This is a genomic window from Pseudomonas flavocrustae, from assembly GCF_029872515.1.
GTDB lineage: Bacteria > Pseudomonadota > Gammaproteobacteria > Pseudomonadales > Pseudomonadaceae > Chryseomonas > Chryseomonas aestiva.
This window is the reverse complement of the sequence record NZ_JAPDIQ010000002.1, coordinates 113729-140239: the sequence shown is the minus strand read 5'-3', so window position 1 is coordinate 140239 and position 26511 is coordinate 113729. Positions and strand designations below refer to the sequence as shown.

26 protein-coding genes are annotated in these 26511 nt (G+C 68.1%); 11 read left to right on the top strand and 15 right to left on the bottom strand.

Translation table 11 applies throughout. The annotated features are described in order from the left end of the window. Window positions 1–60: 60 nt before the first annotated feature. The 9 genes from OMP44_RS05300 to OMP44_RS05260 all read left to right on the top strand — a co-directional run bounded on the left by OMP44_RS05300 (window position 61) and on the right by OMP44_RS05260 (window position 10154). On the top strand, window positions 61–2082 hold the full coding sequence (locus OMP44_RS05300) for a S9 family peptidase (RefSeq protein ID WP_280306868.1): 2022 nt from the start codon (window positions 61–63) through the stop codon (window positions 2080–2082). 53 nt (window positions 2083–2135) lie between these two features. Further along, window positions 2136–2891, top strand: coding sequence for an SRPBCC family protein (locus OMP44_RS05295; RefSeq protein WP_280306866.1), 756 nt, complete (start codon window positions 2136–2138; stop codon window positions 2889–2891). 215 nt (window positions 2892–3106) lie between these two features. After that, on the top strand, window positions 3107–3958 hold the full coding sequence (locus OMP44_RS05290) for a MurR/RpiR family transcriptional regulator (protein WP_133859631.1): 852 nt from the start codon (window positions 3107–3109) through the stop codon (window positions 3956–3958). 41 nt (window positions 3959–3999) lie between these two features. Beyond that, window positions 4000–4575, top strand: coding sequence for a D-alanyl-D-alanine dipeptidase (gene ddpX, locus OMP44_RS05285; RefSeq protein WP_280306865.1), 576 nt, complete (start codon window positions 4000–4002; stop codon window positions 4573–4575). Window positions 4576–4681: 106 nt separating this feature from the next. Further along, window positions 4682–6247 carry an ABC transporter substrate-binding protein gene (locus OMP44_RS05280; RefSeq protein ID WP_280306864.1) on the top strand — a complete coding sequence of 522 codons (1566 nt, stop codon included), beginning with the start codon at window positions 4682–4684 and terminating at the stop codon, window positions 6245–6247. A gap of 48 nt (window positions 6248–6295) precedes the next feature. Further along, window positions 6296–7312 carry an ABC transporter permease gene (locus OMP44_RS05275; RefSeq protein WP_133859634.1) on the top strand — a complete coding sequence of 339 codons (1017 nt, stop codon included), beginning with the start codon at window positions 6296–6298 and terminating at the stop codon, window positions 7310–7312. Between the two features lies 1 nt (window position 7313). Then, window positions 7314–8189 carry a D,D-dipeptide ABC transporter permease gene (gene ddpC / locus OMP44_RS05270; protein WP_187978825.1) on the top strand — a complete coding sequence of 292 codons (876 nt, stop codon included), beginning with the start codon at window positions 7314–7316 and terminating at the stop codon, window positions 8187–8189. Window position 8190: 1 nt separating this feature from the next. Continuing rightward, a complete protein-coding gene (locus OMP44_RS05265; RefSeq protein WP_187978824.1) occupies window positions 8191–9174 on the top strand; it encodes an ABC transporter ATP-binding protein in 984 nt (327 codons plus the stop codon). Continuing rightward, entirely contained in the window at window positions 9171–10154 is a 984-nt protein-coding gene (locus OMP44_RS05260; protein WP_187978823.1) for an oligopeptide/dipeptide ABC transporter ATP-binding protein, read from the top strand. Before OMP44_RS05265 ends, OMP44_RS05260 begins: the two co-directional genes overlap by 4 nt. 8 nt (window positions 10155–10162) lie before the next feature. Here the strand turns inward: OMP44_RS05260 and OMP44_RS05255 are convergent, their stop codons facing one another. Next, window positions 10163–10612 (bottom strand): YcgN family cysteine cluster protein, encoded by a 450-nt coding sequence (locus OMP44_RS05255; RefSeq protein WP_058762427.1) that lies wholly within the window; start codon window positions 10610–10612, stop codon window positions 10163–10165. Window positions 10613–10749: 137 nt separating this feature from the next. On the opposite strand from OMP44_RS05255, the gene OMP44_RS05250 reads away from it, so the two are divergent. Next, window positions 10750–11346, top strand: coding sequence for a nitroreductase family protein (locus tag OMP44_RS05250; protein WP_133859638.1), 597 nt, complete (start codon window positions 10750–10752; stop codon window positions 11344–11346). Here the strand turns inward: OMP44_RS05250 and OMP44_RS05245 are convergent. From OMP44_RS05245 to rnd, 3 genes are read right to left on the bottom strand one after another with little or no spacing between them, the layout of a single operon-like run. Then, a complete protein-coding gene (locus OMP44_RS05245; RefSeq protein WP_280306862.1) occupies window positions 11331–12272 on the bottom strand; it encodes a D-2-hydroxyacid dehydrogenase in 942 nt (313 codons plus the stop codon). The genes OMP44_RS05250 and OMP44_RS05245 overlap by 16 nt on opposite strands. Next, window positions 12269–12571 carry a YcgL domain-containing protein gene (locus OMP44_RS05240; protein WP_273809156.1) on the bottom strand — a complete coding sequence of 101 codons (303 nt, stop codon included), beginning with the start codon at window positions 12569–12571 and terminating at the stop codon, window positions 12269–12271. The genes OMP44_RS05245 and OMP44_RS05240 overlap by 4 nt, the downstream gene beginning before the upstream one ends. Then, window positions 12568–13722 carry a ribonuclease D gene (gene rnd, locus OMP44_RS05235; protein WP_280306860.1) on the bottom strand — a complete coding sequence of 385 codons (1155 nt, stop codon included), beginning with the start codon at window positions 13720–13722 and terminating at the stop codon, window positions 12568–12570. Before rnd ends, OMP44_RS05240 begins: the two co-directional genes overlap by 4 nt. Before the next feature lie 284 nt (window positions 13723–14006). Between rnd and OMP44_RS05230 the strand changes: the two genes are divergently transcribed. Further along, window positions 14007–15311 (top strand): OmpP1/FadL family transporter, encoded by a 1305-nt coding sequence (locus OMP44_RS05230; RefSeq protein WP_280306859.1) that lies wholly within the window; start codon window positions 14007–14009, stop codon window positions 15309–15311. Between the two features lie 102 nt (window positions 15312–15413). On the opposite strand, the gene OMP44_RS05225 is transcribed toward OMP44_RS05230, so the two are convergent. The 11 genes from OMP44_RS05225 to cobO all read right to left on the bottom strand — a co-directional run bounded on the left by OMP44_RS05225 (window position 15414) and on the right by cobO (window position 26479). Continuing rightward, a complete protein-coding gene (locus OMP44_RS05225) occupies window positions 15414–17567 on the bottom strand; it encodes a putative bifunctional diguanylate cyclase/phosphodiesterase (protein ID WP_187978818.1) in 2154 nt (717 codons plus the stop codon). 159 nt (window positions 17568–17726) lie between these two features. Further along, on the bottom strand, window positions 17727–18458 hold the full coding sequence (locus OMP44_RS05220) for an adenosylcobinamide-GDP ribazoletransferase (protein WP_208694589.1): 732 nt from the start codon (window positions 18456–18458) through the stop codon (window positions 17727–17729). Beyond that, window positions 18458–19009, bottom strand: a complete 552-nt coding sequence (locus OMP44_RS05215) for a histidine phosphatase family protein (RefSeq protein WP_280306857.1) — start codon at window positions 19007–19009, stop codon at window positions 18458–18460. Before OMP44_RS05215 ends, OMP44_RS05220 begins: the two co-directional genes overlap by 1 nt. Beyond that, window positions 19002–20060 carry a nicotinate-nucleotide--dimethylbenzimidazole phosphoribosyltransferase gene (gene cobT, locus OMP44_RS05210; RefSeq protein WP_187978815.1) on the bottom strand — a complete coding sequence of 353 codons (1059 nt, stop codon included), beginning with the start codon at window positions 20058–20060 and terminating at the stop codon, window positions 19002–19004. The genes OMP44_RS05215 and cobT overlap by 8 nt, the downstream gene beginning before the upstream one ends. After that, entirely contained in the window at window positions 20057–20578 is a 522-nt protein-coding gene (gene cobU / locus OMP44_RS05205) for a bifunctional adenosylcobinamide kinase/adenosylcobinamide-phosphate guanylyltransferase (RefSeq protein ID WP_280306856.1), read from the bottom strand. Before cobU ends, cobT begins: the two co-directional genes overlap by 4 nt. After that, window positions 20579–22030, bottom strand: coding sequence for a cobyric acid synthase (locus OMP44_RS05200; protein WP_280306855.1), 1452 nt, complete (start codon window positions 22028–22030; stop codon window positions 20579–20581). It abuts the gene before it with no gap. Then, the gene (cobD, locus tag OMP44_RS05195) at window positions 22027–23016 is read right to left on the bottom strand and encodes a threonine-phosphate decarboxylase CobD (RefSeq protein WP_273861208.1); all 990 of its coding nucleotides are present in this window, start codon (window positions 23014–23016) and stop codon (window positions 22027–22029) included. Before cobD ends, OMP44_RS05200 begins: the two co-directional genes overlap by 4 nt. After that, complete coding sequence (gene cbiB, locus OMP44_RS05190; protein WP_273861209.1) at window positions 23009–23917, bottom strand: adenosylcobinamide-phosphate synthase CbiB; 909 nt, start codon at window positions 23915–23917, stop codon at window positions 23009–23011. The genes cobD and cbiB overlap by 8 nt, the downstream gene beginning before the upstream one ends. Then, window positions 23914–24564, bottom strand: a complete 651-nt coding sequence (gene bluB, locus OMP44_RS05185) for a 5,6-dimethylbenzimidazole synthase (RefSeq protein ID WP_133859651.1) — start codon at window positions 24562–24564, stop codon at window positions 23914–23916. Before bluB ends, cbiB begins: the two co-directional genes overlap by 4 nt. Then, a complete protein-coding gene (locus tag OMP44_RS05180) occupies window positions 24561–25859 on the bottom strand; it encodes a cobyrinic acid a,c-diamide synthase CobB (protein ID WP_280306854.1) in 1299 nt (432 codons plus the stop codon). Before OMP44_RS05180 ends, bluB begins: the two co-directional genes overlap by 4 nt. Further along, on the bottom strand, window positions 25853–26479 hold the full coding sequence (cobO, locus tag OMP44_RS05175; protein WP_158895445.1) for a cob(I)yrinic acid a,c-diamide adenosyltransferase: 627 nt from the start codon (window positions 26477–26479) through the stop codon (window positions 25853–25855). The genes OMP44_RS05180 and cobO overlap by 7 nt, the downstream gene beginning before the upstream one ends. Between the last annotated feature and the right edge of the window lie 32 nt (window positions 26480–26511).

Genomic DNA, 26511 nt, shown 5'->3' with positions numbered 1-26511 from the left:
AGCCTATGATAGCGGTTTTGCCCCGCCCGCGTGCTCTTGCGCGGCGCCCAAGGAGCCCGCATGACCCAAGCCCCCATTGCCCGCCGCGCCCCCGGTGACGATCCCTACGCCTGGCTGGAGAGCCGCGACGCCCCCGAGGTGCTGGCGCACCTGGAAGCCGAGAACGCCTACCTGGAAGCCGAGCTGGCACCCGAGGCCGCCCTGCGCGAACAGCTGTTCGAAGAGATCCGCGCGCGCATTCGTGAGACGGATCTGTCGCTGCCCGTCCCCCGCGGCGACTATCTCTACTACCAGCGCACCCAGGCCGGTGACGAATACGGCCGTAACTATCGCTGCCGTCGCCCCGCCAATGGCGACCTGACGCCCGATCCAGCGACCGAAGAGCTGCTGTTCGACGGCAATGCCATCGCCGACGGCGGCTTTCTTTCGGTCGGCCGCTTCACCATCAGTCCGGACCAGACCCGCCTCGCCTACAGCCTCGACCAGGTCGGTGACGAGACCTACCGGCTCTATGTGAAGGAGCTGGCCACCGGCTCGGTGACCGAACTGCCCTTCGAGGAGTGCGACGGCAGCCTGACCTGGGCCAACGACAGCCGCACCCTGTTCTTTGGTGAACGCGACGAATCCCATCGTCCGCACAAGCTCTATCGCTACCACCTGGGCGATGCCGAGCCGCAACTGGTCTTCCACGAGACCGACGGGCGCTTCTTCCTCGGCTGCTATCGTTCGAGCTCCGAGCGCAAGCTGCTGCTGCTGTCGCACAGCAAGACCACCAGCGAAGCCTGGGTGCTGGACGCGGATCGACCGGACGAGGCCTTTGTCTGCCTGGCGCCCCGCGAGGAAGGTCACGAGTACTTCCCCGATCATGGCGTCGATGGCTGGTACATCCGCAGCAATCAGGACGGCATCAACTTCGCGCTCTACCAGGCCGCCGAAGACAGCCCCACGCGCGCGCACTGGCAGCCGGTGGTGCCCCATGACCCGGAGGTGATGCTGGAGGATGCCAGTCTCGGCGCCCAGGCGCTGGTGCTGAGCCTGCGCAGCGCCGGCCTGCCAATTCTGGAGGTGCGGCCCTACGGCAAGGCGCCCTATCGGGTCGACCTGCCGGACGAGGTCTACAGCCTCGATGCCATGGACGTGCTGGAATTCAACAGTCCGGTCATGCGCCTGCGCTACGAAGCGCTCAATCGCCCCGCCGAGATCCGCGAACTGGACCTGGCCAGCGGTACCCAGCGGGTGCTCAAGCAGGTCCCGGTGGAAGGCCCGTTCGACGCCGATGCCTACGAGAGCCGCCGCCTGTGGGCCACCGCCGCCGATGGCACCCGTATCCCCATCAGCCTGGTCGGTCGGCGCGACCTGCCGCAAAGCGCCCCGCTCTATCTGTATGGCTACGGCGCCTATGGCCACAGCCTCGATCCCTGGTTCTCCCATGCCCGCCTGAGCCTTCTGGATCGTGGCGTGCGCTTCGCCATCGCCCATGTGCGCGGCGGTGGCGAGCTGGGTGAAGCCTGGTATCGCAGCGGCAAGCTGGAACACAAGCAGAACACCTTCGACGACTTCATCGCCTGCACCGAGCATCTGCTGGAGCAGGGCCTGACGACACCGCAACAGGTGGTCATCAGCGGCGGCAGCGCCGGCGGTCTGCTGATCGGTGCGGTGCTCAACCAGCGTCCGGACCTCTATGCCGCCGCCATTGCCGAGGTGCCCTTCGTCGATGTGCTCAACACCATGCTCAAGCCGGACCTGCCGCTGACCGTGACCGAGTACGACGAGTGGGGCGATCCGAACGAGCCCGAGGTGCGCGCGCGCATCGCCAGCTACGCGCCCTACGAAAACGTCAAGGCCCAGGCCTATCCGGCCATCCTGGCGGTGGCCGGCTATCACGACACCCGGGTGCAGTACTGGGAAGCCGCCAAGTGGGTGGCGCGGCTGCGCGAGCGGCGGACCGATCAGGCGCCCCTGCTCCTGCTCAAGACCGAATTCGGCGCCGGCCACGGCGGCATGAGCGGGCGTTACCAGGCCTTGCGCGACGTGGCCCTGGAATACGCCTTCGTCTTCCGGGTACTGGGCCTGACCGGCTAGGGAACGGCGGGGGCTCTGGGCAGGTCTTTTCCACAGCTAAAGGAGAATCTGCCATGCACCTAGATGCCCCCACTCCCACTCTCACTCCTCCGCCTCGCGACGCCGCTGCCATCAAGGGCGTCGAACGCCTGGCCTCCGTGGCCGGCGGTGGCCTGCTGATCAGCCGCGGTCTGGCGCGTGGCGGTCTGCTCGGTCTGCTGACCGGCGCCACCGGCGCCTGGCTGCTGAAACGCGGCCTGCGCGGTCACTGCTCGATCAAGAGCACCCTGACCAAGGTGCGTTTCGAGCGCGACGTCCGCCGTTCGCTGGCCTGGCATTCGGCAGCCTCCCAGACCCGCCGGATCGTCATCGCCCGCCCCCGCGATGAGCTCTATCGCTTCTGGCGCGACTTCTCCAACCTGCCGATCTTCATGCGCCATATCGAACGCGTGGACGTGCTCAACGACCGCTATTCCCACTGGGTGGTCAAGGCGCCCATGGGGCGCTTCGAATGGGACGCCGAAGTCACCGACGACGTACCGGGTCGGCTGATCGGCTGGCGCTCCTGCGGTTACGCCGGCCTGAACAACCTGGGTTGGGTCAGCTTCGCCGATGTGCCCGGTGGCACCGAGGTGACCGCGGTCATGGCCTACGAGCCGCCAGCCGGGCGCCTCGGCCATCTGTTCGCCCGTCTGCTGCGTCGCGACCCCGGTACCCGCATCGCCCAGGACCTGTCCGAGCTGAAGGTGCTGCTGGAACGCGCCCATGCGGTCGGCGATCACTATGGCGCCGTCGAGCGCACCTCGCACATGGAGTCACCGCTAGGCTGACCTCCGGCTGTACTGCGGCGTCTCTTCTGGGACGCCGCTACCTTCCTTCAGGCCATTCAGCCCCGATTGGCTTATCTCTTAACGACCCCCAAACCCGCTTTGCGACACCTCGGTAACAACCGGCGTGCGGCCTCTTGCGACGCCTGGAAAACCAATGTTAGCTTTCGAACAACGGAGCTTTTAATGACAGCTCGATAACATTGCGGATCTACACCTTGACCAAGCCGCTGTTCTTCCAGGCCCTCGAAGGCGCCTTCGCCGACCTTACGCCCACCGGCAAACGCGTCGCGGGCTACCTGTTGGCCAATCCGGAGAAGCTGCCCTTCGAGACCGCCGACAGCATCGCCCAGCGCACCAACACCACCGGCATTTCCGTGGGCCGGCTGCTGCGCTCGCTGGGCTATCGCAACCTCGACGACGTCAAACAGAGCCTGAGAGACGAAGGTCTGGAAGCCTGGCGCATCACCGATCGCTTCAGTGCCTTTCGCCAGCAGAGCGGACGCAGCGACGCCCTGGACCGCTCCCTGGCCGCCGAGCTCGCCGCCATCGAGGACGTCTACCAGCTGGCCCGCGGACCGGTGTTCGAACAGGTGGTCCGGCAGCTGACCGGTGCCGATGCCGTGTTCATCGCCGGTATCCAGACCACCCGCGGGGTACTCGGCAGTTTTCACAGCCTGCTGGAATACATCCGGCCCAAGGCCTTCTACGTCGACGGGCTGTCGGGCACCTACGCCGACATCTTCAACAGCGGCTTCGCCCAGCCCTACCTGGTGGTGGCCGACTTTCGCGCCTATTCCAGCGTGACCCGCAAGCTCTGCGAGAGCGCTCGCGATGCCCGGCTGCCCATGGCGCTGATCACCGACTACCACTGCCCCTGGGCGCGGGATTACCCCGCCGACCTGCTGCAACTGCGCCTGGAAGTCGACCAGTTCTGGGACTCCCTGGCGCCGCTGGCCTGCCTGCTGAACCTGCTGGTGTCGGCGGTGGCGGATCGCTCGGGCGATGCCCTGGAACAGCGGCTGGCCAGCAACCGCGCCCTGCAGCAGCGCTTCGGGCAATTCGAATGAGCCCTGGCCCTCTTCTTCACCCCAAGGAAGCCTTCCGTACCGTGAACCATCCAGAACTCGTCGAGATCGACGCCGACCACTACGGCGTAGCCATCCACCTGGTCTATGCGACCGCCGACAACCTGGCCGGCAAGGTGCTCTACCAGGACGCCCACTGCCTGCTGCACCGGGATGCCGCCGTCCGCCTGCACCGCGCCAGCGCGCTGGCGCAACAGGCCGGTCTGCGCCTGCAGGTGCTGGATGCCTACCGCCCGCCCTATGCCCAGCAATTGCTGTGGCGGGTGCTGCCCGACGCCCAGTACGTGAGCGATCCGGCGCAGGGTTCGCACCACAGCCGCGGCGTGGCCGTGGACGTGACCCTGCTCGACGAGGCCGGTGAACCGCTGGACATGGGTACTGGCTTCGACGACATGCGCGAGCTGTCGCACCTGTTCAATCCGGCGCTGCCCGCCGCCGCCCAGCGCAATCGCCTGCTGCTGCTGGGCATCATGCAGAGCGCCGGCTTCACCTTCATCCCCAGCGAGTGGTGGCACTTCGAACTGCCCGACGCCCGTCGTTATGCGCTGATCGACTACCACCATCTCGGCCAGGAGGAGCTCGCCACCCTGCTGAACTGATCCTGCCGGCGACCGGGTCATTCGAATCCGGCGCCGCGAGCCCTTCGCTCGACCGCCTTGCCCACTGCCGAAACACCCATAAACCCAAACAATCCGAGGTACCGGCATGTTCTCGTCTTCGCGCACCCACGTTTCATCGGCGTCCCGCGTGCTCGTCCTGGTTTCCCTGCTGGGCCTCGGCGCCTGGCAACCGGCCAGCGCCGCCACCGCGACCGACACCCTGGTCATCGGCAAGCCTGCAGATCTGCAGACCGTCGATCCGGGCGTGACCTTTGACAACAACGACTGGACCGTGACCTACCCGGCCTACCAGCGCCTGATGCGCTACAAGGTGGAAGACGGCAAGGGCAGCACCGACGTCGAGGGCGACCTGGCCAGCGGCTGGACCGTCTCTCCCGACAACCTGGTGTGGACCTTCACCCTGAAGCCCGGCAACAAGTTCGATGATGGCAGCGAGGTCACCGCCGAGGCGGTCAAGTTCTCCGTCGAGCGCCTGATGAAGCTCAAGCAGGGCCCGTCCAGCATCTTCCCGGCGGACATGACGGTGACCGTGGTGGATCCGCAGACGATCAGATTCACCCTGCAGAAGCCCTTCGCGCCCTTCCTCTTCGCCCTGGCCCACGACGGCGCCAGCGTGATCAACCCCAAGGTGGCCAGCACCCACGGCAAGGACGTGGACGCCTGGCTGGCCGGCCATACCGCCGGCTCCGGCGCCTATCGCCTGGCCGCCTGGCAGAAGGGCCAGTCGCTGACCCTGGAACCCAATCCGCACTACGCCGGCAAGGCGCCCACGCTCAAGCAGGTGGTAATCCGCATCATCGCCGAGCCTTCGGTACGGCGCCTGCAACTGGAACAGGGCGATCTGGACATCATCGAGGACCTGCCCGAGGACCAGGTCAAGGCGCTGGCGCAGAAGTCCGGCTTCGTCACCACCGCCTACCCCTCGCTGCGGGTGACCTACCTCTACCTCAACAACAGGCGCGCGCCGCTGAACGATGTCAACGCGCGCAAGGCGGTGGTCGACTCCCTCGACTACCAGGGCATCGTCGAAGGCATCGCCATGGGCAAGGCCAAGCTCATGAACGGCCCGATCCCGGACGGCATGTGGGGCCATGATCCGAGCCTGCCAATGCCCAGGCAGGACCTGGAAGCGGCCCAAGCCGCCCTGGGCAAGGCGCCCAAGGTGCGGGAGCTGCAATTCCTCTACTCGGACAAGGATCCGGCCTGGGAGCCCATCGGCCTGACCCTGCAGGCGGGCCTGGGCACCCTAGGCGTCAACCTGAAGATGGAGAAGCTGGCCAACGCCACCTTCCGCGAGCGCCTGGGCAAGGGCGACTTCGACGTCGCCATCGGCAACTGGAGTCCGGACTTCGCCGATCCCTACATGTTCATGAACTTCTGGTTCGACAGCACCAATGCGGGACTGGCGGGCAACCGCGCCTTCTACAGCAATCCCAAGGTGGACCAGCTGTTGCGCGACGCCGCCAGCGTCAGCGACGTGGCCCAGCGCAAGGCGCTGTACCAAGAGGCCCAGAAGATTGTGGTGGGCGACGCTGCCTACGCCTACCTCTACCAGAAGGCCTACACGGTGCCGATGCGCGCCGCGGTCAAGGGGTACGTGTTCAACCCCATGCTCGAACAGGTCTTCGATTTCGTTGCGATGTCCAAGTAAGGGCGACGGGTGCCGGCGCGCTCCGGCACCCGCCTCGCGAGGTATGCCATGGCCTTCTTCCATCTGCTGCGCAAGCAGCTGACCGATATCCTCATCGTGGTGATCGGGGTGTCCCTGATCACCTTCGTCATCTCCCATCTGATCCCCGGCGATCCGGCACGGCTGATCGCCGGCGAGCGTGCCAGCGATGAAATCGTCGCCGGCATCCGTCAGCAGCTGGGCCTGGACCTGCCGTTGTACCAGCAATACTTCCGCTACATGGGAGACCTGCTGCAGGGCGATCTGGGCCAGTCGATCCGCACCCATCGCCCGGTGCTGGAAGACCTGCAGCTGTTCTTCCCGGCCACCCTGGAGCTGGCCCTGGCCGCGCTGCTGCTGTCGATCCTGATCGGCGTGCCCCTGGGCGTGCTCTCGGCGGTCTACAACAACCGCTGGATCGATCACATCAGCCGTACCCTGGCGGTGGCCGGCATCTCCACCCCGGCCTTCTGGCTGGGCCTGGGGCTGATCGTGCTGTTCTACGGGCACCTCGGCTGGCTGCCCGGCGGCGGGCGCCTGGACCAGGGGCTGACGCCACCGCCAGCGGTGACCGGCTTCTATCTGATCGATACCCTGCTGGCGGGCGATCTCACCGGCTTCGTTAGCGCGGCCAGGCACCTGTTGCTGCCGGCGGTGACCCTGGCCTTCGTCAACCTGGGCGTCATCACCCGGCAGATCCGCGGCGCCATGCTCGAACAGCTGGGCGAGGACTATATCCGCACCGCCCGCGCCTATGGCCTGTCGCAGACCACCGTGGTGCTGCGCCATGCGCTGCCCAATGCGCTGATTCCTTCCATCACGGTGATCGGCCTGGCCCTGGGAGACCTGCTCTATGGCGCGGTGCTCACCGAGACCGTGTTCGCCTGGCCGGGCATGGGCGCCTATGTGGTCAAGTCGATCCAGGCGCTGGATTTCCCGGCGGTCATGGGCTTCGCCATCGTGGTGTCCTTCATCTACGTCCTGCTCAACCGCTTCATCGACCTGCTCTACCGGCTGGTCGATCCCCGCATCGGCAAGGTGAACTAGCATGACGACCCTGATCTCTGCGCGCCCCGGCTGGCGCGAGCAGACCGCCTGGCTGGCCTGGCGCATCCGCCGCAATCCGCTGATGCTCACGGGGCTGGTGATCACCCTGCTGGTGCTGCTGTGCATGGTCGCCGCACCCTGGCTCGCGCCCTACCAGCCCAACGCGCTGAAACTCACCGCCCGCCTGCAGGCACCCAGCGCCCTGCACTGGTTCGGCACCGACGAGGTGGGTCGCGACCTGCTCAGCCGGGTGATCTACGGCAGCCGCCAGTCGGTGGGCGTCGGCCTGTTCGTGGCCTTTGCCGCCTGCGCCAGCGGCGGCCTGCTCGGCTGCCTGTCGGGCATCGTCGGCGGCGCCTTCGATCGGCTGATGATGCGCCTGATGGACATCATCCTCTCGGTGCCTTCGCTGGTGCTGATCATGGCCCTGGCCGCCGCCCTCGGGCCGAGTCTGTTCAACGCCATGCTGGCCATCACCCTGGTGCGCATTCCCTTCTATGTGCGCCTGGCGCGCGGTCAGACCCTGAGCATCCGCCAGCTGGCCTATGTCCAGGCGGCACGCACCTTCGGCGCCGGCAAATGGCACCTGGTGCACTGGCACGTGGCCCGCAACGCCATGCCGCCGCTGCTGGTGCAATTCAGCCTGGACATCGGCAACGCCATCCTCATGGCCTCGGCGCTGGGCTTCATCGGCCTGGGCGCCCAGCCGCCCACCGCGGAATGGGGCGTGATGGTCGCCAGCGGCCGCAATTTCATCCTCGATCAGTGGTGGTACTCGACCTTTCCGGGCCTGGCGATCCTGGTCACCGCCATCGGTTTCAACCTGCTGGGCGATGGCATCCGCGATCTGCTCGATCCTCGCCAAAAGGGCAAATGACATGGGCCAGCCCGTTCTGCACATCGACCAGCTGAATCTGGAATTCCCCGGCTTTCGCAGCAGCGCCAAGGCGCTCAACGGCGTCAGCCTGAGTGTGGCCCCCGGCGAGATCGTCGGCGTGGTGGGCGAGTCCGGCTCGGGCAAGTCGGTCACCGCGATGCTCACCCTCGGCCTGTTGCCCCCCGGCAGCTACCGGGTCACCGGCGGCAGCGTCAACCTGGTGGGCCACGACATGCTCGCCTTGAGCGAGCGCCAGCTGATGGAGGTCCGCGGCCGCGAGGCGGCGATGATCTTCCAGGAGCCGATGACCGCGCTCAATCCGACGCGGCGCATCGGTCGCCAGCTGCTGGACGTGATTCGCCGCCATACCGCGCTGGATACCGCCCAGGCCCGCGCCAAGGCAATCGAGTTGCTCAAGGACATGCATATCGCCGATCCCGAGCAGATCCTCGAACGCTATCCCTTCGAGCTGTCCGGCGGCATGCGCCAGCGCATCATGATCGCCCTGGCTTTCTCCTGCGAGCCGCAGCTGCTGATCGCCGATGAGCCGACCACCGCGCTGGACGTCACGGTGCAGCGCCAGGTGCTGCTGCTGCTGCGCGAGAAGGCACGGGCCCGGGGCACCGCCATCCTGCTGATCACCCACGACATGGCCCTGGTCGCGCAATTCTGCGATCGCGTCTATGTGATGTACGCCGGCGGCATCGTCGAACAGGGGGCTACCGCGGCGGTCATGCAGGCACCTCGGCATCCCTATACCCAGGGCCTGATGGCCTGCCTGCCGGAAAAGGCGGTGCCGGGCAGCGACCTGGCCAGCATCCCCGGGCAGGTGCCCAACCTGGCCCAGCTGCCTGGCGGCTGCAGCTTCAAGGATCGTTGCAGTCGGCGCCATGAACGCTGCGAGACGCGCCCCGCGCTGCTGCCGACGGACACCCCCGATCATCTGAGCGCCTGCTGGCTGCAGGCGGAGGACGCCCCGGCATGAACACCCTTGCTCCGCCTGCCGTACCGCTGCTGGAACTCAGCGGCGTCGAGGTGCGTTATCCGGTGGGCCGCGACTGGCTCGGGCGCACCAAGGGCCAGGCCCATGCCCTCAACGGCATCGACCTGCGGCTCTTTCCCGGTGAGACCCTGGGCGTGCTCGGTGAATCCGGCTGCGGCAAGAGCACCCTGGCTCAGGTCCTGATGGGGCTGGTGGCGCCGGTGAGCGGCTCCCTTCGAGGCACGGCCCGTGGCGAGCGCAACATCCAGATCGTCTTCCAAGACCCCCAATCCTCACTGGATCCGCGCCTGCCGGTGTGGAAGCTGATCACCGAGCCGCTGGTGGTGCGGGGTCGCAGCTCCTCTGTCGAATTGCGCGCCCTGGCCGAGCGCCTGGCGGTGCAGGTCGGTATCCGTCCCGAATACCTGGATCGCTACCCGCACCAGTTCTCCGGTGGCCAGCGCCAGCGCATCGCCATCGCCCGGGCGCTGTCGTCGGACCCGGACGTCATCATTCTCGACGAACCCACCTCGGCCCTGGACATCTCGGTACAGGCCCAGATCCTCAACCTGCTGGCCCAGCTGCAACGCGATCGCGGCCTGACCTTCGTGCTGATCTCCCACAACGTCTCGGTGGTGCGCCACCTGGCCGACCGGGTGGCGGTGATGTACCTGGGACAGATCGTCGAGCTGGGGGCGGCGGCAGAGGTGCTGGAGCAGCCCAGCCACCCCTATACCCGGCTGTTGCTGGAGGCGGTGCCGCGGCTGGACCAGCCGCTCACCGGCAATGCCGCAGCGCAGCGCACCGAGTTGCCGGGCAACCGGGTGCTGCCGACGGGCTGTTTCTTTCGGGATCGCTGTCCGCAGGCGGGCGCCGGTTGCGAGCGACCTCAGGCACTGCTGCCAGGCACCTTGGCGGAGGTACGCTGCCATCGAGCGGCGGACCTGGCCGTACCGCGGCGGGCCAGCCCCGCGGTGGTCTGAAGCCGTTATCAGCCCGCGCGGAAGATCAGATAGTCTTCCCAGTCGTCTTCGGCGACCTGGGTCTCGCTGAGCATGCGGCCGGACTGGGAGATACCGGCCTTGTGCACCGCCTCGCGGTCGTCGCAGATCAGCGGGTGCCACTCCGGCAGATCCTTGCCTTCGGCCACCAGGCGATAGCCGCAGGTGGGCGGCAGCCAGGCGAACTGGTCGGCCTGGGCCGGCGTGAGCTGGATGCAGTCGGGAACGAAGCGGGTACGCTCGGCGTAACGGCTGCACTGACAGGTCTTGAGATCCAGCAGCTTGCAGGCGATGCGCGTGTAGTAGACGGCGCCATCGTCCTCGTCTTCGAGTTTCTGCAGGCAGCACAGGCCACAGCCGTCGCACAGCGACTCCCATTCCTGGGCATCGAGCTGATCGAGGGTCTTGCGCTTCCAGAACGGCTGGGTGATGGCGGCCATGGCAGAGATCGTGGCAAGGAAAGGGGGCGCGCAGTCTAGTGCCGCACGCCGCGAGCGCCAAGCACCGTTCGCACCCTTGTCGACTCCGCCCGACCGGATTACCGTGCCGGACTCCCCTTTCCTCCCGTGGTGAAGCCATGACCAGCAGCAGCCGTACGCCCCAGTATCCCGTCGATTCCCAGTTCGTCCAGCGCTGGTCGCCCCGCGCCTTCGACCCGGTCGCCATCGAGGAGGAGACACTACTCGGCTTCATCGAGGCCGCGCGCTGGGCGCCGTCAGCCTTCAACGCCCAGCCCTGGCGCTTCCTCTATGCCCGCCGCGACGACGCCCACTGGGCGCTTTTCCTGTCGCTGATCAGTGAATTCAACCGCGGCTGGGCGCAGCACGCCTCGGCGCTGGTGATCATCCTGTCGAAGACCACCCTGCTGCGCGCCAGCAGTGGCGAGGAAGTCCCCTTCCCCAGTCACAGCTTCGATGCCGGTGCGGCCTGGGCCTACCTGGCGCTGCAGGCGACCAACGCCGGCTGGCACGCCCACGGCATGGCCGGGATCGACCGCGAAGGCATCCAGCGCGAACTCAAGGTGCCGGCGGCGTTCAAGGTCGAGCTGGCGGTAGCCATCGGCAAGCTGGGCGACAAGGCCAGCTTGCCGGAGTCCCTGCAGGGGCGCGAGCTGCCCAGTCCGCGTCTGACCGTCGAGGAGCTGGCGGTGGCCGGCCCCTATACCTTCGACTGAGCGGCCAGGTCGACGGCGCCGCGCAGGGGCTGCCCCTGGTGCAGGCGCTGGAGATTGTCGAGAAACAACCGGACCGCCGCCGCCGGCGGCGTAGGTCCGGCGACATGGGCGGTGAGGTGCAGGTTGGGCGTCCGCCAGAAGGGGTGCTCGGCCGGCAGCGGCTCCTGACGGAACACGTCCAGCACCGCCCCGGCCAGCTGCCCGCTCTCCAACGCGGCGATCAGCTCGGCGTCCACCACGCTGGTGCCACGCCCGGCATTGATGAACAAGGCACCTGCAGGCAAGGCAGCGAAGAAGTCCGCATCGTAGAGATCCCGGGTGCTACCACTGTCCGGCAACAGATTGACCACGAAGTCCGCATCCCGCGCCGCCTGGCGCAGTTCCGCGAGCGGCACCACCCGGGCAAAGCCAGGCAAGGTTCGTGCGCTGCGGGCGACGCCGGTGAGGCTCATGCCGAACGGCGCGAACAGGCGGGCGATGTCCTGGCCGATGTCCCCTGCCCCGACCAGCAACAGCCGCCGCCCGGCCAGGGTGCCAGGCGCCCGGGTATCCCAGCGTCCTTCCTGCTGACTGAGCTGCCGCGCAGCCACCTGGCGCTCAAACTGCAGCAGATAGGTCAGGACGTATTCGCCGATGCTCTGGCCGAACAAGCCTACCGCCCTGGTGAAGCGATAGTCGCAGGGCAGATCCGCCGCCAGCAGCGGTGCGTAGCCGGCCCAGGTCGATTGCAGCCAGAGCGGCTTGACGCCCTGGCGCAACAGGGCCGCGGCGCGATCGGGCTGGCCGAGCCAGAAGCACGGCTGCTGCGCCAGACGCACGGCCTCGACCAGGTCCGCCGGTACCTGTAGGTCCAGCTCCGGCGCCCACTGGCGCCAGGCATCAACATAGCCGGTCGGCGCGTCTTCCAGCAGCAGGACGGCGGTCATAGCGGATCGTTGAGCCGCAGCAGCTCCTCGGGCAGGTGCTCGAGGTAGTCATCGCGCTCCAGCTCCGGCGGCGGCATCTGCAGGTGATAGCCCTGCTTGGCGATGTTCTCGAGGACCTTGGCGACATCTTCCCGTGCCAGCTTGCGCTCCGGGGTCAGCACGAATTCGAAGGCCAGCGCCGGCGGACCGAAGGCCGTGAGCAGGCCCTCGGGCACGGGTTTCAGGCCCTTGAGCTTGTCGACATAGAGGTACATTTCCGGCTTGCGCGGACTGCGGTAGATGGAGCAGAGCAGTTTCATGGGGTGTCTTCCAGGGGCGCCGGCGGGGTGCGTTGCGCCTGCAGGTGAGCGAGAAGGGCCTGGCCGAAGCGCTCGCGACGCCAGCCGCGCAGATTCGCCGGCAGCTGGTAGTCGCCATCAGGCCAGCCGGTGAGCAGCAGGGCTTCGAGCACCTTCTTGCGCAGCATCAGTTCCGGCGCCATGCCCAGGGCCTCGGCATCCCGTTCGCCGATGGCGCGCAAGGCCTTGAGCAGCGGCGACGCCTCGTGGGGCAAGGGTTCGGCCTGCAGCGCCGGCCATTGCTCAGCCGGGGTGGCCGCGCCTTCGGCGATCAGTTCCAGCAGGGTATCGCCATCCTGGCGCACGGTGCGCGGGTGCATGTCGTCGATGCGCGCCAGGGCCTGCTTGTCGGTCGGCTGGAAACGCGCCAGCGGCCACAGCGAGCGCTCGCGCAGGACATGGTTGCGTGGCTGATCGCGCTCGCGGGCCTTGACCTCGCGCCAGTGGCAGAGCACCCGCAGCACCGCCAGTTGCTGGCGCGACAGGCGCCAGGCCAGCTTGACGTCGCGATAGGCTTCCCAGGGATCGCTGATACGGCGCAGATTGGCCACCAGCTCGGCGCCATCCTCCAGCAGCCAGGCACGCCGCCGGTCATCCAGGCGCGCGTCGAGATAGAGATAGACGTCGACCAGATAGGTCACGTCGGCCGCCGCGTAACGTTCCTGCAACGGCGTCAGCGGCCGTTGCAGCCAGTCGGAACGGGTCTCGTCCTTGGGGATGTCGATCTTGAGCACTTCGGCGACCAGCCGCGAATAACCCATGGAATGGGCCAGCCCCAGATAGGCCGCCGCCAGCTGGGTGTCGTACAGCGGCTGCGGCAGGCTGCCGGTCAGGCGCAACAGCACTTCCAGGTCTTCGCTGCAGGCGTGCAGCACCTTGACCACCGCCGGGTCCTCCAGCAGCGCGGCGAAGGGTGTCCAGTCGCCGATGCACAGGGGATCGACCAGGTAGGCCTGTTCGCCGTCGCCAATCTGGATCAGGCCGGCCTTGGGATAGAAGGTGTCGACCCGCATGAATTCGGTGTCGAGGGCGATGAAGGGCAGGGTCTGGCACCGCGCGCAGAGGGCGGCCAGCGCCGCGTCGTCGCGGATCCAGTGAGGGGCAGAAGTCAAGGGCGCACTCCGAACAGATGAGCAGACAGTATAAGCCACCCGGGCCGCTTCTTCGGTGCCGCTTGACGCCCCTGTCATACACCGGGAAGCGTGGCATTCAGCGGCTTTCCAGGCGGGTTCGTCGGATGAACGCTTGATGACCGCCCCGAACCAAACGTGACCGAATAGTTTTTTTTGTATTCGCAGGCAGGGCCTGCTAAAAGCTGAGTGTGCGCAGGTACTCACTCGGACTTGGGAATCCGCGGAGGTAAGCGCTTCTCGCCTTTCAATGGAGCTGCAAGAGCATGAAAACAATAAAACTGACCCTACTTGCATTGGCCGTTTCGAGCGCTTCCGGCTATGCCCTGGCGAACGGTCTGGCTATCAACGAACAGAGTGTCAGCGGGATGGGTACCTCCTTCGCCGGACGCTCTTCCTCCGCGCAGGACGCTTCCACCATCTATGGCAACCCGGCGGGCATGTCGCGCCTGGGCCGTGAGGTGTCCCTGGGTGGCGCCTACATCCACGCCAAGGTCGATATCAAGGACGTCAACGCCCGTTATGCCAACGGCCAACAGGTGCCCGGCAGCAACGACGGCGACATGGTGCCCAACTCGGTGGTGCCCTTCGGCTACTTCGTGACCCCGGTGGATGACCGCCTGCACTTCGGCCTGGGTGTGTATGTCCCCTATGCGCTGATCAGCAACTACGAGCACGCCTTCCAGGGTCGCTACCAGGGTCAGGCGAGCAAGGTGGAAGTCATCACCATCCAGCCCACCGTCAGCTACAAGATCACCGACAAGGTTTCCATCGGCTTCGGTCCGACCATCAACCGCATCGAAGGCAAGCTCAACAGCAACGTCAACTTCGGCAGCACCCAGGATGGCCAGGTCAAGATCGATGGCGACGACACCGCCTATGGTTTCAACGTCGGCCTGCTCGCGGACCTGACCGATGACCTGACCTTCGGCCTGACCTACCACTCCAAGGTCACCTACAAGCTCAAGGGCAACACCGAGGTCACGGGTGCCAACAGCCAGGCCAGTCCGATCACCAACGCCCTGGTCAGCCGGCTCAACGGCAAGTATGACGCCAGCCTCAACATCACCCTGCCGGAAAGCAGCGATGCCTCCTTCACCTACCGTCTGAACAACAACTGGACGATGTACGCCGGTGCCACCTGGACCCGCTGGAGTCGCCTGAAGTCGATCGACGTGGAGAACGAAGGCACCCCCACCCTGCCGGTGCTGGGTTCGCCCCTGGCGACCGTGACGGAGGAACTCAACTGGAAGGACACCTGGTCCTACGCCATCGGCACGGCCTATCAGCTGAATCCCCAGTGGGTGCTGCGCGCGGGCATGGCCATCGACCCCTCGCCGGCCGACAACGGCAACCGCAACGTGCGCATCCCGGTGGGCGATCGCAAGACCTTCTCGGTGGGCGCAGGCTGGTCGCCGACCAAGGACATGACCATCGATGTGGCCTATGCCTACCTCTGGGAAGACGATGTGTCGATCAATCGCCCCGCCACCTCCACCAAGGCCGGCTACAGCGCCAAGTACGACAACAGCGCCCACGGTCTGGGCGCCCAGCTGACCTACCGTTTCTAAGCGTCAGGGTCCGCTACCGAAGCCGCCGCCAGGCGGCTTCGTGCTTTCCGGGACCGGGATCGCGCAGCACCATCCGCGTCGACGAATAGCCGCGGTGCTCGCCTACGCTCTGAGCCCCCAGTAGCCCTGCTCCTGCTCCGCGTACCAGCGCTGGAAGTCGTCCAGCGACAGGGCGCCGGCCACCAGTTGGCCCTGGATCTGGTCGCAGCCCAGCTCGGTGAGGACCTGCAGGGCCTGGCGGGTCTCCACGCCTTCGGCCACCACCCGCAGCCCGCGCAACTGGCCGAGCTGGACCAGCAGCCTGATGACCTCCTGATCACCGGGCAGCTGGCAGTGCTCGATGAATTGCCGATCGATCTTCAGCTCGTCGATGGGAAAGCTGCTCAGGCAGGCCAGCGAGGAATGCCCGGCGCCGAAGTCGTCCAGCGACAGCTCGAAGCCCATGGCCTTGAGCTGGCGCAGGCAGTCGAGCACCTGTACCGGATTGCTCATGGCCCGGGACTCGGTGATCTCCAGGCAGAAGCCGGCGGCGACGGCGCCGGTCTCGTCCAGCAGCCGGCCGATGCGGGCGATGAAGGCGGGATGCTCGAGGTCCAGCAGTGACAGATTGACGTTGAGCTTGAGGGCGCCCAGCTGCCGCTCGCGCTGCAGGCGCATGCAGCGCTCCAGCACCCAAAGGGTGATGTCGCAGATCTTGCGACTCTGTTCGGCGATGCCGACGAAGGCGTCCGGCTTGAGCAGCCCCAGTTCCGGATGCTGCCAGCGGATCAGGACCTCGGCGCCTTCCACGCGGCCGTCGGGTAGCGCGATCTTGGGTTGCAGATAGAGGCGCAGCTGATCGTGATCCACGGCCAGGTCGAGGGCGTCGAGCATGGCGATGCCCAGCTGCCGCTGACGCTCCTGGTCCGGATCGTGGAAGGCGAAGGGCAGCTGGCGCCGGCGCGCATCCTGCAGCGCGGTCTCGGCGTTGGCCAGCAGGGCCTCGGCGCTGGCGCCATGCTCGGGGTAGCAGGCGATACCGAAGGTGATGCGCAGCGACACCCGCTGGTTGCCGCTGACGAAGGGTTTTTCCACCAGGTTGCGCAGCGACAGCAGCGCCGCCTCCGCCGAGGCGTCGTCGAACCAGGGTAGCAGCAGGACGAAGGTGTCGGCGCCGATCCGCGCCACGCCATTCTCTTCCGGCGCCGCGACCCTCAGCCGACGCGCCAGGTGGCGCAGGATCTTGTCGCCACCTTCCTGGCCGAGCAGTTCGTTGATGTTGCGGAAGTTGGCCACATCCAGCAGCAGCACGGCGAAGCGCCCGGCCGCGGCATGCTCGATGCGCTGGCGAATCTCCAGGACCAGCCGCACCTGGTTGGGCAGCCGGGTGAGCATGTCGCGAAACGCCAGCTGGCTGATGCGCCGCTCGCGCGCGGCCAGGGCGGCGCCCATCTGATTCATGGCGCGACCGAGCCGGCCGACCGGATCGCGGCCTTCCTTGAGGCCCAGCTGATAGTCGCCATCGGCGATGCGTTCGGTGGCCTGACCCAGACGGAGCAGATAGCGATTGAGTGCGCCTGCCAAGATCCGGCTGACCAGAGCGCCCATCGCGAAGATGATCGCCCCTATGAGCAGCGAATCCAGCAGAGCCGACTGCTCCGCCGCTGCTATTCCTTCCATGAACATGTCCGCCCCTATGACGACTGCTTGCCCGTTCTGCCCTGGAATGGCCAGGAACAGGGAACGGAAACTGCCAAAGTTATCCTGGTATTCCGCGAAACGCGGTTGATGATCGGCAAACACCGCTGCGAGTTCCGGGGGTGCCTGCTCGTAGAGCTGGCGATAGTCGCCGAAATAGCCAACGCGGATTTCCTCCTCGTTGGCCGAATCCATGATGAAGCGAAAGCTCGAGCCTTCCTTGACGAAGGCATAGAGCGAGGCCAGCCCGGCCTTGCGGGCATAGCGATCCAGGGTGATCAGGGTTCGCTGGTAGCGTTCGGGATCGGCCTGGGCCGGATCCTGCAATTGGGCGAGATAGTCCTCGCCGAGAATTTCCGGCAGCGCCAGGGCCGCGCTCATCAAGCGATAGTCGATGCTCTGGCTGCTGGCTTCGCGCGCCTGGTGGTAGCTGTGCAGAGTGAACAGCAGGGTGCCCAGGGCATCCACCAGGATGAACGCCAGAAAGAACTTGGCGAACAGGCTGCGTGGCTTGAAGCGGAGCCGCGACGCGGGGGCGACTTCCCGGGGCGAGGCGACGCTGTGAGGCGCATCGAGCATTGGGGCTCCTTGTCCAACTGACGACGACTCCCCCTGGACCCGCTCGTGCCGAGGCGGTTTCGCTGGACGCGCAACCAGGCGCCTTCTTAACGGTTTAACCGACGTCGTTCAAGGACCACGGTCGCAAAATCCCGGGTGCCTCACGCTTGGGCCGATTTTTCAGCCCAGCGTCAGGGCCAGCGCGACCAATACCCCGGTCTCGGTGAATTCCAGCAGGGCTCCGGCGGTATCCCCGGTGGTACCGCCGAGACGCTGGCGCAGGGCGCGTCGCACCAGCAGCGCGACCCCGGCGGTGACCAGCAGTGCGGTCCAGCCCTGGGGCAGCAGGAGGATGGCTAGCGCGCCCAGCAGCAGCACCCGAGTCAAGGTTGTCCGCGGCAGGTGGCGACTGAGCAGATCGCCCAGACCGCCAGGGCGTACATAGGGGGTGGTCAGCAACAGCCAGGGCAGCGCCAGGCGACCGGCCAGGGGCGCCAGCCACAGACAGCCCGGCGCGTGCGGCAGGAGCACCACCAGAGCGCTCCACTTGAGCAGCAGGGTCAGCAGCAGCGCCAGCACGCCCATGGGTCCGCAGGCCGGATCCTTCATGATGGCGAGGGTCCGCTCGCGATCGCCATAGCCGCCGATCCAGGCATCCACGGTGTCAGCCAGGCCATCCAGATGCAGGCCGCCGGTGAGGATCACCCAGCCGGCCAGCACCAGGGCCGCCTGCAGGAAGACGCCGCCCGCGGCGCCCAGCCAGGCGATCAGACTGAGGAGCGCACCCAGCAGCAGGCCAACCGCCGGATACCAGAGCACCGAGCGGCCGACGGCTTCGGCGGGCGGCAGGCCGGGCAGCCGGACCGGCAGACGGGTCAGAAACTGCACGGCGATCAGCAGGGGTAGCGGCATCAGCCCTCCTCCAGCGTCAGTGGCTGCAGGGTCGCGTAGGGCGCCTCGACCTGCAGCAGGTCCCTGGGTGCCAGACCCCGCTGGCGGGCCAGCAGCAGGCGGATGACGCCGCCATGGGTGACGATCAGACTGCGGTGGCCCTGCAGCCGGGGCCGCCACCGTGTCACCGCCCCCAGGACCCGTTCGGCGAAGGCCGCCACGGGCTCGCCCTCGGGCGGGGTATAGGCATAGGGATCGGCCCAGAACCGCCCCAGGGCCTCCGCCTGGTCCTGCATGAGCTCCGCGGCGCTACGGCCTTCCCAGGCGCCGAAATCCAGTTCGCGCAGATCCGCTTCCAGCACCAGCTCGGCGCCCTGCTCCGCCGCCAGCCACTCGGCGAAGCGCGCGCAGCGCTGTTGCGGCGACGTCAGGATCAGCTCGAAAGGCGGCTGCGTGGCGACGGCGGCACGCAACTGCGCCCAGCCCTGCTCCGCCAGCGGCGGATCGAGGCGTCCGCGAAAGCCTTCGGGGCCTTGGGTGACGCCATGGCGCAGCAGCCAGCAGTCAGTCATGGGCGCGGCTGGAGACACTGGCTTCGGCAAAGGTCGCCATCTCGCTGTGCAGGCGGCAGGACAGTTGCAGCAGCGGCACGGCCAGCGCCGCACCGCTGCCTTCGCCCAGACGCAGGCCAAGGTCCAGCAGCGGCTCGCCGCCCAGCGCCAGCAGCACCGCGGCATGGCCGGGCTCGGCGCCGCAGTGGGCGAACAGCAGCCAGTCGCGGGTGGCGGGTTGCAGGCGCTGGGCGCAGAGCGCTGCCACCGAGCAGATGAAGCCGTCGATCAGGGTCGGCAGGCCCTGCTGGGCACAGGCCAGATAGGCACCGGTCAGGGCCGCCAGCTCGAAGCCGCCCAGGCGCCGCAGCAGCTCGTAGGGATCGTCCAGGGCGTCGCCATGGCGCAGCAGCGCGCGCTGGATGACCGCCACCTTGCGCGCCACCCCATCGGCGTCCAGGCCGGTACCGGGCCCGGCCAGGGCCAGCGGCGAGGTATCCAGCAGCACACTGGCAATGGCGCTGGCGGCGGTGGTGTTGCCGATGCCCATCTCGCCGCCGATGAACAGATCGGCACCCCCGGCGCAGGCGCGCAGGACGGCGTCGCGCCCGGCCTGCAGCGCGGCCTGGCACTGGTCATGGGTCATGGCCGGGGTCAGGGTGAAATTGGCGGTACCGCGCCCTAGCGGCAGGTCGATGATCCCGGGCAGGGCTTCCAGCGGCGTGACGGTGCCCAGGTTGATGACTTCCAGGGCGGCGTCCAGTTGCCGGGCGAGCACGCTGATGGCGGCTCCGCCACGCACGAAGTTGCGTACCATCTCGGCGGTCACGGACTGCGGATAGGCCGAGACGCCCTCTTCCACCACCCCATGATCACCGGCGAAGACGGCGATGGCGGTCCGCTGCAGCAGTGGCCGCGGCGTGCCCTGCAGGGCCGCCAGCTGGATGGCCAGCACTTCCAGATCGCCGAGCGAACCGCTCGGCTTGGTCAATACCGCCTGCCGCTGGCGCGCGGCTTCGGCGGCGGCGGTATCGGGTTGGCGGCAGGGTCCTTGCCACCAGGGCATGCTCATAGCGGGATTCCTTTGAGGGTCAGGGGGAGACCGGCGACGGTCAGCACCACGCGCTCGCAGCGCGCGGCCAGGGCCTGGTGCAATTCGCCGGCGGCATCGACATAGCGGCGCGTCAGCTCGCCCAGCGGGACGACGCCCAGACCGGTTTCGTTGCTGACGAAGATGAGGTGGCCGGGCAACTGCGGCACGACGTCAAGCAGCTCCGCGCAGGCACTGTCGAGGCGCCGGGGATCGTCGAGCAAGAGCAGATTGGTCAGCCAGAGGGTCAGGCAGTCCACCAGCAGGCAGGCATTCGGCGCCGCCAAAGCCTCCAGGCGTTCGGCCAGCGCCAGGGGTTCTTCCACCAGCCCCCAGTGCGCCGGTCGGCGGGCGGCATGGCGTTCGATGCGGCGGGCCAGTTCGGCGTCGCTGCCGCCGGCGGTGGCGATATAGGTGACGGCAAGGCCGGACTCGGCGGCCAGGCGCTCGGCCAGGGCGCTCTTGCCGGAGCGAGCGCCACCGAGGATGAATTCGCGCATCTAGAGCTCGCAGAGGGCGCGCAGGCGCCCGGTGTCCAAATGGTGTTCGACCAGATCGGCCAGGCGCTCCAGATCGCGCTCGCGCAGGGCGTGGTAGTCCAGCTGCTGCGCTTCGGCGAGACCCGCCCAACGCAGCAGGGCGACGCTGGCGGCGGGCGATTCGAACAGGCCGTGCAGGTAGGTGCCCAGCACCTGGCCGTCGTCGCTGAGGCTGCCATCCACGCGGCCATCGGCAAAGCGCAGCACCGGCCGCTCCAGGGCCGGGCCCTGGCTGACACCGGCATGGATCTCGTAGCCGGCCACCTCGGCGTCGCCGTCGCTCAGCCAGCCGTGCACGTTGCGCAGCTGCTTTTCCGCCGCCAATTCGGTGCTCATGGCCAGGAGGCCCAGACCGGCGCTGTCACCCGGCGCGCCTTCCAGCCCGAGAGGATCGGCGATCCGCTCGCCGAGCATCTGGAAGCCCCCACAGATGCCCAGCACCCGCCCGCCGTATCGCAGATGACGGGTGATGGCCGCGTCCCAGCCCTGGGCGCGCAGAAAGGCCAGGTCGCTGCGCACGCTCTTGGAGCCGCCGAGGATGATCAGGTCGGCGGCGGGTAGCGCCTCGCCCTGGCGGACGAACAGCAACTCCACCTGGGGATGCAGGCGCAGGGGATCGAAATCGGTGTGGTTGCTCAATCGCGGCATCACCGGCACCGCCACCCGCAGACGCGGTCCCTGCTTGGCGACCTGGCCGGTGGCCAGGCGATCCTCGGCTTCCAGGTGCAGGTCGTGCAGATAGGGCAGCACGCCGAGCACCGGCTTGCCGGTACGGGCTTCGAGCCAGTCCAGCCCGGGTTGCAGCAGCGCCAGGTCACCGCGGAAGCGGTTGATGATGAAGCCGGCGACGCGCGCCTGTTCACTGGGTTCGAGCAGGTCGAGGGTGCCGACCAGATGGGCGAAGACGCCGCCCCGGTCGATGTCGGCCACCAGCAGCACCGGGCAGTCCACCGCCTCGGCGAAGCCCATGTTGGCGATATCGCCCTGGCGCAGGTTGATCTCGGCCGGCGAACCGGCGCCCTCCACCAGCACCACCTGATAGCCCGCCGAGAGGCGGGCATGGGAGGCCAGCACCGCCTCCCGGGCTATCGGCTTGTAGGCGTGATAGGCCTTGGCATCCATGCTGGTGACGGCGCGACCGTGAATGATCACCTGGGCGCCGACATCGGTGTTGGGCTTGAGCAGCACCGGATTCATGTCGGTATGGGGCGCCAGGCCACAGGCCTGGGCCTGGACCGCCTGGGCCCGGCCGATCTCGCCACCATCGGCGGTCACGGCGCTGTTGAGCGCCATGTTCTGCGGCTTGAAGGGCACCACGGCCACGCCCTGGCGATAGAGCCAGCGGCACAGGGCGGCCACCAGGGTGCTCTTGCCGGCATCGGAGGTGGTGCCCTGCACCATCAGCGTACTCATAGGGGACTCCGGTAGCTGGCGAGGCCCTGGTCCAGGCGCTGCCAGCCGGACTCGTCGCCGGGCAGCCCGAATCTCAGGGCGCCAAGCGCGGGAAACAGGCGGGTGAGGATGGCCTGGCGGGCCAGGTGTTCGTGCAGCTCCGCGACGTCCGCGCGCTGCAGCAATTGAAAGAGGGCGCAGCCACCGCTGGGCGCGAGGGCGTGCCGGGCCAGCAACGCCGCCAGGCGCTCACCGGCCTTGAGCAGCGCCTCGCGCTGACGCTGCTGGCCCGGCTGATCGGCCAGCAGTTGCCGGGCGAGATGACGACTGGGGCCGTTCACCGTCCAGGGACCCAGTTGCTCGTCCAGCTGCGCCAGCAGGCTTCGCGCCGCCAGCACGAAGCCCAGGCGCATCCCGGCCAGTCCGAAGAACTTGCCAAAGGAGCGCAGCACGATCAGCCCGGGCAGATCGCTGAAGGGTGCAAGACTCGCTGCAGGGGTGGGATCCATGAAGGCCTCGTCCACCACCAGCCAGCCACCGCGGCGTTCGAGGCGGGCGTGCCAGTCCAGCAGCCGGGCCGGCGACAGGCGTTCGCCCGTGGGATTGTTGGGATTGACCACCACCACCACGTCCAGCTGGTCGAGGTCGGCCGCGATCCGGGCTTCGCTCCACTCCAGCACCTCGTGCCCGGCGCGACGCCAGGCCAGGGCGTGTTCGGCGTAACAGGGCGCCAGTACCGCGACCCGCGCGGGTGCGCGCAGGGTCGGCAGTGCCTGGATGGCGGCCTGGGAACCGGCCACCGGCAGCAGCGCGCCGGCCCGGTAACAGGCACCGGCAGCCTCCACCAGGCCGTCATCGGGCTCCGGCAGCCGGGCCCAGGCGCTGGCCGGAATCTCCGGCAGCGGCCAGGGCCAGGGGGCCAGGCCGGTGGACAGGTCCAGCCAATCGCCCAGGGGAATGTCGTAGCTGCGGGCGGCACGCCGCAGTCGACCGCCATGCTCAAGCAAGCAGCAGTCCTCCCAGGGCGATCAGCGCGGTCCACAACCAGGCGCCACGGCGCACCAGTTTCAGGGCGCGGGTGATGGCCAGGAAGGTCGGCGCCGGTCCACGGCCCAGCACCGGACGCTCGTGCCATTCGCCGTGGTAGCGAGCCGGGCCGCCCAGGCTCACGCCCAGGGTGCCGGCACCGGCCGCCATCACCGGACCGGCGTTGGGGCTGTCCCACAGCGGTGCCTGGGTGCGCCAGCTTTCGATGGCGCTCCAGAAGCGGCCAAGGCCGGCATAGGTCAGGGCTACCAGGCGCGCAGGGATGTAATTGAGGACATCGTCCAGCCGCGCCGCGGCCCAGCCGAAACGCTCCAGGCGCGGCGTGCGATAGCCCCACATGGCGTCCAGGGTATTGGCCAGGCGATAGAGCACCACGCCCGGGGCACCCAGCAGGGCGAACCAGAACAGCGCGGCGAAGACGGCATCGCTGCCATTCTCCAGCACCGATTCGGTGGCGGCGCGGGCCACGGCGGTCTCGTCCAGTTCGCTGGTCTCACGACTGACCAGGTAGCCGACCCGACGCCGTGCCTCGGGCAGATTGTTGCGCTGCAGGGCGCGGGCCACCGGCTCGGCGTGCTCGCCAAGGCTGCGTAGTCCCACGGCCAGATACAGCGCCAGGGGCTGGATTATCCAGGCCAGCCAGTCGAGCTGGCAGAGCAAGGCGGTGAGCAGCACCCAGGGCAGCACGGCCAGGCTCCAGGCCACCACGCCATGGCTGCGCCAGCCACGGCCACCGGGATTGAAGCGGGCTTCGAGGCTGTCGGCCAGGCGCCCGAACAGCACCAGGGGGTGGGCGCGGCGGGGTTCGCCGAACAGCAGGTCGAGCAGCATGCCGCTGACGACCGCGAAGGCCAGCATCATGGTTTCTGGCCCCAGCGATTCTCGAAGACCAGCTCCTCCAGCGGCCGCCCCTGGCGCCAGCCCTCCTCTTCCAGCATCGGGCGCGGATAGAAGGCTTCCACCGGTCCCAGGCAGAGGATGGCCGCCGGCTGCGCGCCTTCCGGCATCTCCAGCAGGCTGCGCACGGCTTCCGGCTCGAACAGCGACACCCAGCCCATGCCCAGGCCTTCGCAGCGCGCCGCCAGCCAGAGATTCTGGATGGCGCAGGACAGCGAGGCCAGGTCCATCTCCGGCAGGGTACGGCGGCCGAAGACGTGGGCTTCACGGCCGTCCATGAGCGCGGCCACCAGCACCTCGGCGCAATCGAGGATGCCCTGCACCTTGAGTTTCATGAAGTCGTCGCTGCGCTCGCCGAGGGCGTCGGCGGTGGCGCAGCGCTCTTCTTCCACCAGCTCGTGCAGGCGCTGGCGCAGGGCCGGATCGCTGATGCGCAGGAAGCGCCAGGGCTGCATCAGCCCGACGCTGGGCGCCTGGTGGGCGGCACCGAGCAGGCGGGCCAGTTGCTCGGGGGGCACCTCGCCACCGCAGAAGTGGCGCATGTCGCGGCGCTCGGCGATGGCTCGGTAGACGGCGGCTTGTTCGGCGGGGGTATAGGGGGTCGTGGTCACGGCTTGAGCATCGCGGCGGCCGCGGCGGGTGCCGACGGCATGTAGAAGTGAATATAGCTGGCGGTGAGGCGACCGTCGCGGTAGACCGCCTCGGCGACCGCCTTGCCGTTGGGGCACAGCCCGCGCGCCCAGGGCACCTCGGATGACTCGAGGGCCGAGTGATGATAGGTGTGGCCACGCAGGGTGCCCTGCTCGAACTCCACCGACTGCAAGGCCAGGGCGGTGAGGCGTGCCTGCATCCGCGCGCTGCCCGGCAGCAGTCCGAGCAGGCTGGCGGATTCGCCGGCCTTGTCGGTCAGTTCGTCGAGCAGATAGAGCATGCCGCCGCACTCGGCGAGGATCGGTTTGCCGGCCGCATGGTGGGCGCGAATGGCCGCGCGCATGCCCAGGTTGTTGGACAGCGTCTGCAGGTGCAGCTCGGGATAGCCGCCGGGCAGATAGAGGCTGTCCACCGCTGGCAGCGCCGTGTCGGTGAGCACGGAAAAGAACTGCAGCTCGGCGCCCAGGGCGCGCAGCAGATCGAGATTGGCCTGGTAGATGAAGGCCAGCGCCGCATCCCGGGCCACGCCGATCCGCACCCCCGCCAGCAGCGGCTCGACCACGGTCGGCGGCGGTGCGGCAAAGGCCACCGGCGGCGGCACTTCGAGTGTGGAACTGGCGCCCAGGGCATCGGCCGCCATGTCGAGACGACGATCCAGGTCGGTGACCTCGTCGGCCTGGATCAGCCCCAGGTGACGACTGGGCAACTCGATGCCGGCATCGCGCGGCAGGCTGCCAAAGAAGGTCATGCCCGCTGGCAGGCTGCCGCGGATCAGTTGCGTCTGCCGCGGACTGCCACTGCGATTGGCCAGCACCCCGGCGAAGGGCAGGCCCGGCCGATAGTGGGCCAGGCCATAGGCCAGGGCGCCAAAGGTCTGCGCCAGGCCGGCGGCGTCGATCACTCCCAGCACCGGTACGCCAAAGCGCTCGGCCAGGTCGGCCGCCGAGGGCTGGCCGTCGAACAGGCCCATGACGCCTTCGATGAGGATGAGATCGGCCTCCCCCGCCGCTTCCCACAGCAGGCGCCGGCTCTCGGCCTCGCCGATCATCCACAGATCGAGCTGGTAGACGGGTGCGCCGCTGGCGCGGGCAAGGATCATCGGATCGAGAAAGTCCGGACCGCACTTGAACACCCGTACCCGCCGCCCCTGGCGGGCGTGCAACCGGGCCAGGGCGGCGGTGACGCTGGTCTTGCCCTGACCGGAGGCCGGGGCGGCGATCAGCAGCGCCGGGCAATGCCGCGTCTCGCCTACCATTCGATACCCTGCTGGGCGCGGACGCCGGCCTGGAAGGCATGCTTGACCAGACTCATGTCGGTCACGGTATCGGCGGCCTCGACCAGCGCCGGCGGCGCACCGCGCCCGGTCACCACCACGTGCTGGTGCGCCGGGCGCCCGGCCAGATCGGCCAGCACCTGGTCGACGTCCAGATAGCCGTGCTTGAAGGCGATGTTGAGTTCGTCCAGCAGCACCAGGCCGATGGCCGGATCGCGCAGCAGCTCGACCGCCACCGCCCAGGCCGCGGCAGCCGACTGCAGATCGCGGGCCCGGTCCTGGGTATCCCAGGTGAAGCCCTCGCCCATGACGTGGTAGCGCACCTCGTCCGGGAAGCGCCTGAAGAAGAGTTGCTCGCCGGTGTCGCGGCGGCCCTTGATGAATTGCACCACGCCCACCTTCATGCCATGGCCGAGGGCACGCGCCGCCATGCCGAAGGCCGAGCTGCTCTTGCCCTTGCCGATGCCGGTGTGGACCAGCAGCAGGCCGCGCTCGTCCTGGGCTTCGGCGATGCGGGCGTCGATCACCGCCTTCTTGCGCACCATGCGCGCGCGGTGGCGCTCGTCGCGCTCGGGGCTGGTCGAATCGGGGCTATCGGTCATGGGTGGTTCTCCGGGTGCGGGCGCGGCGGAGA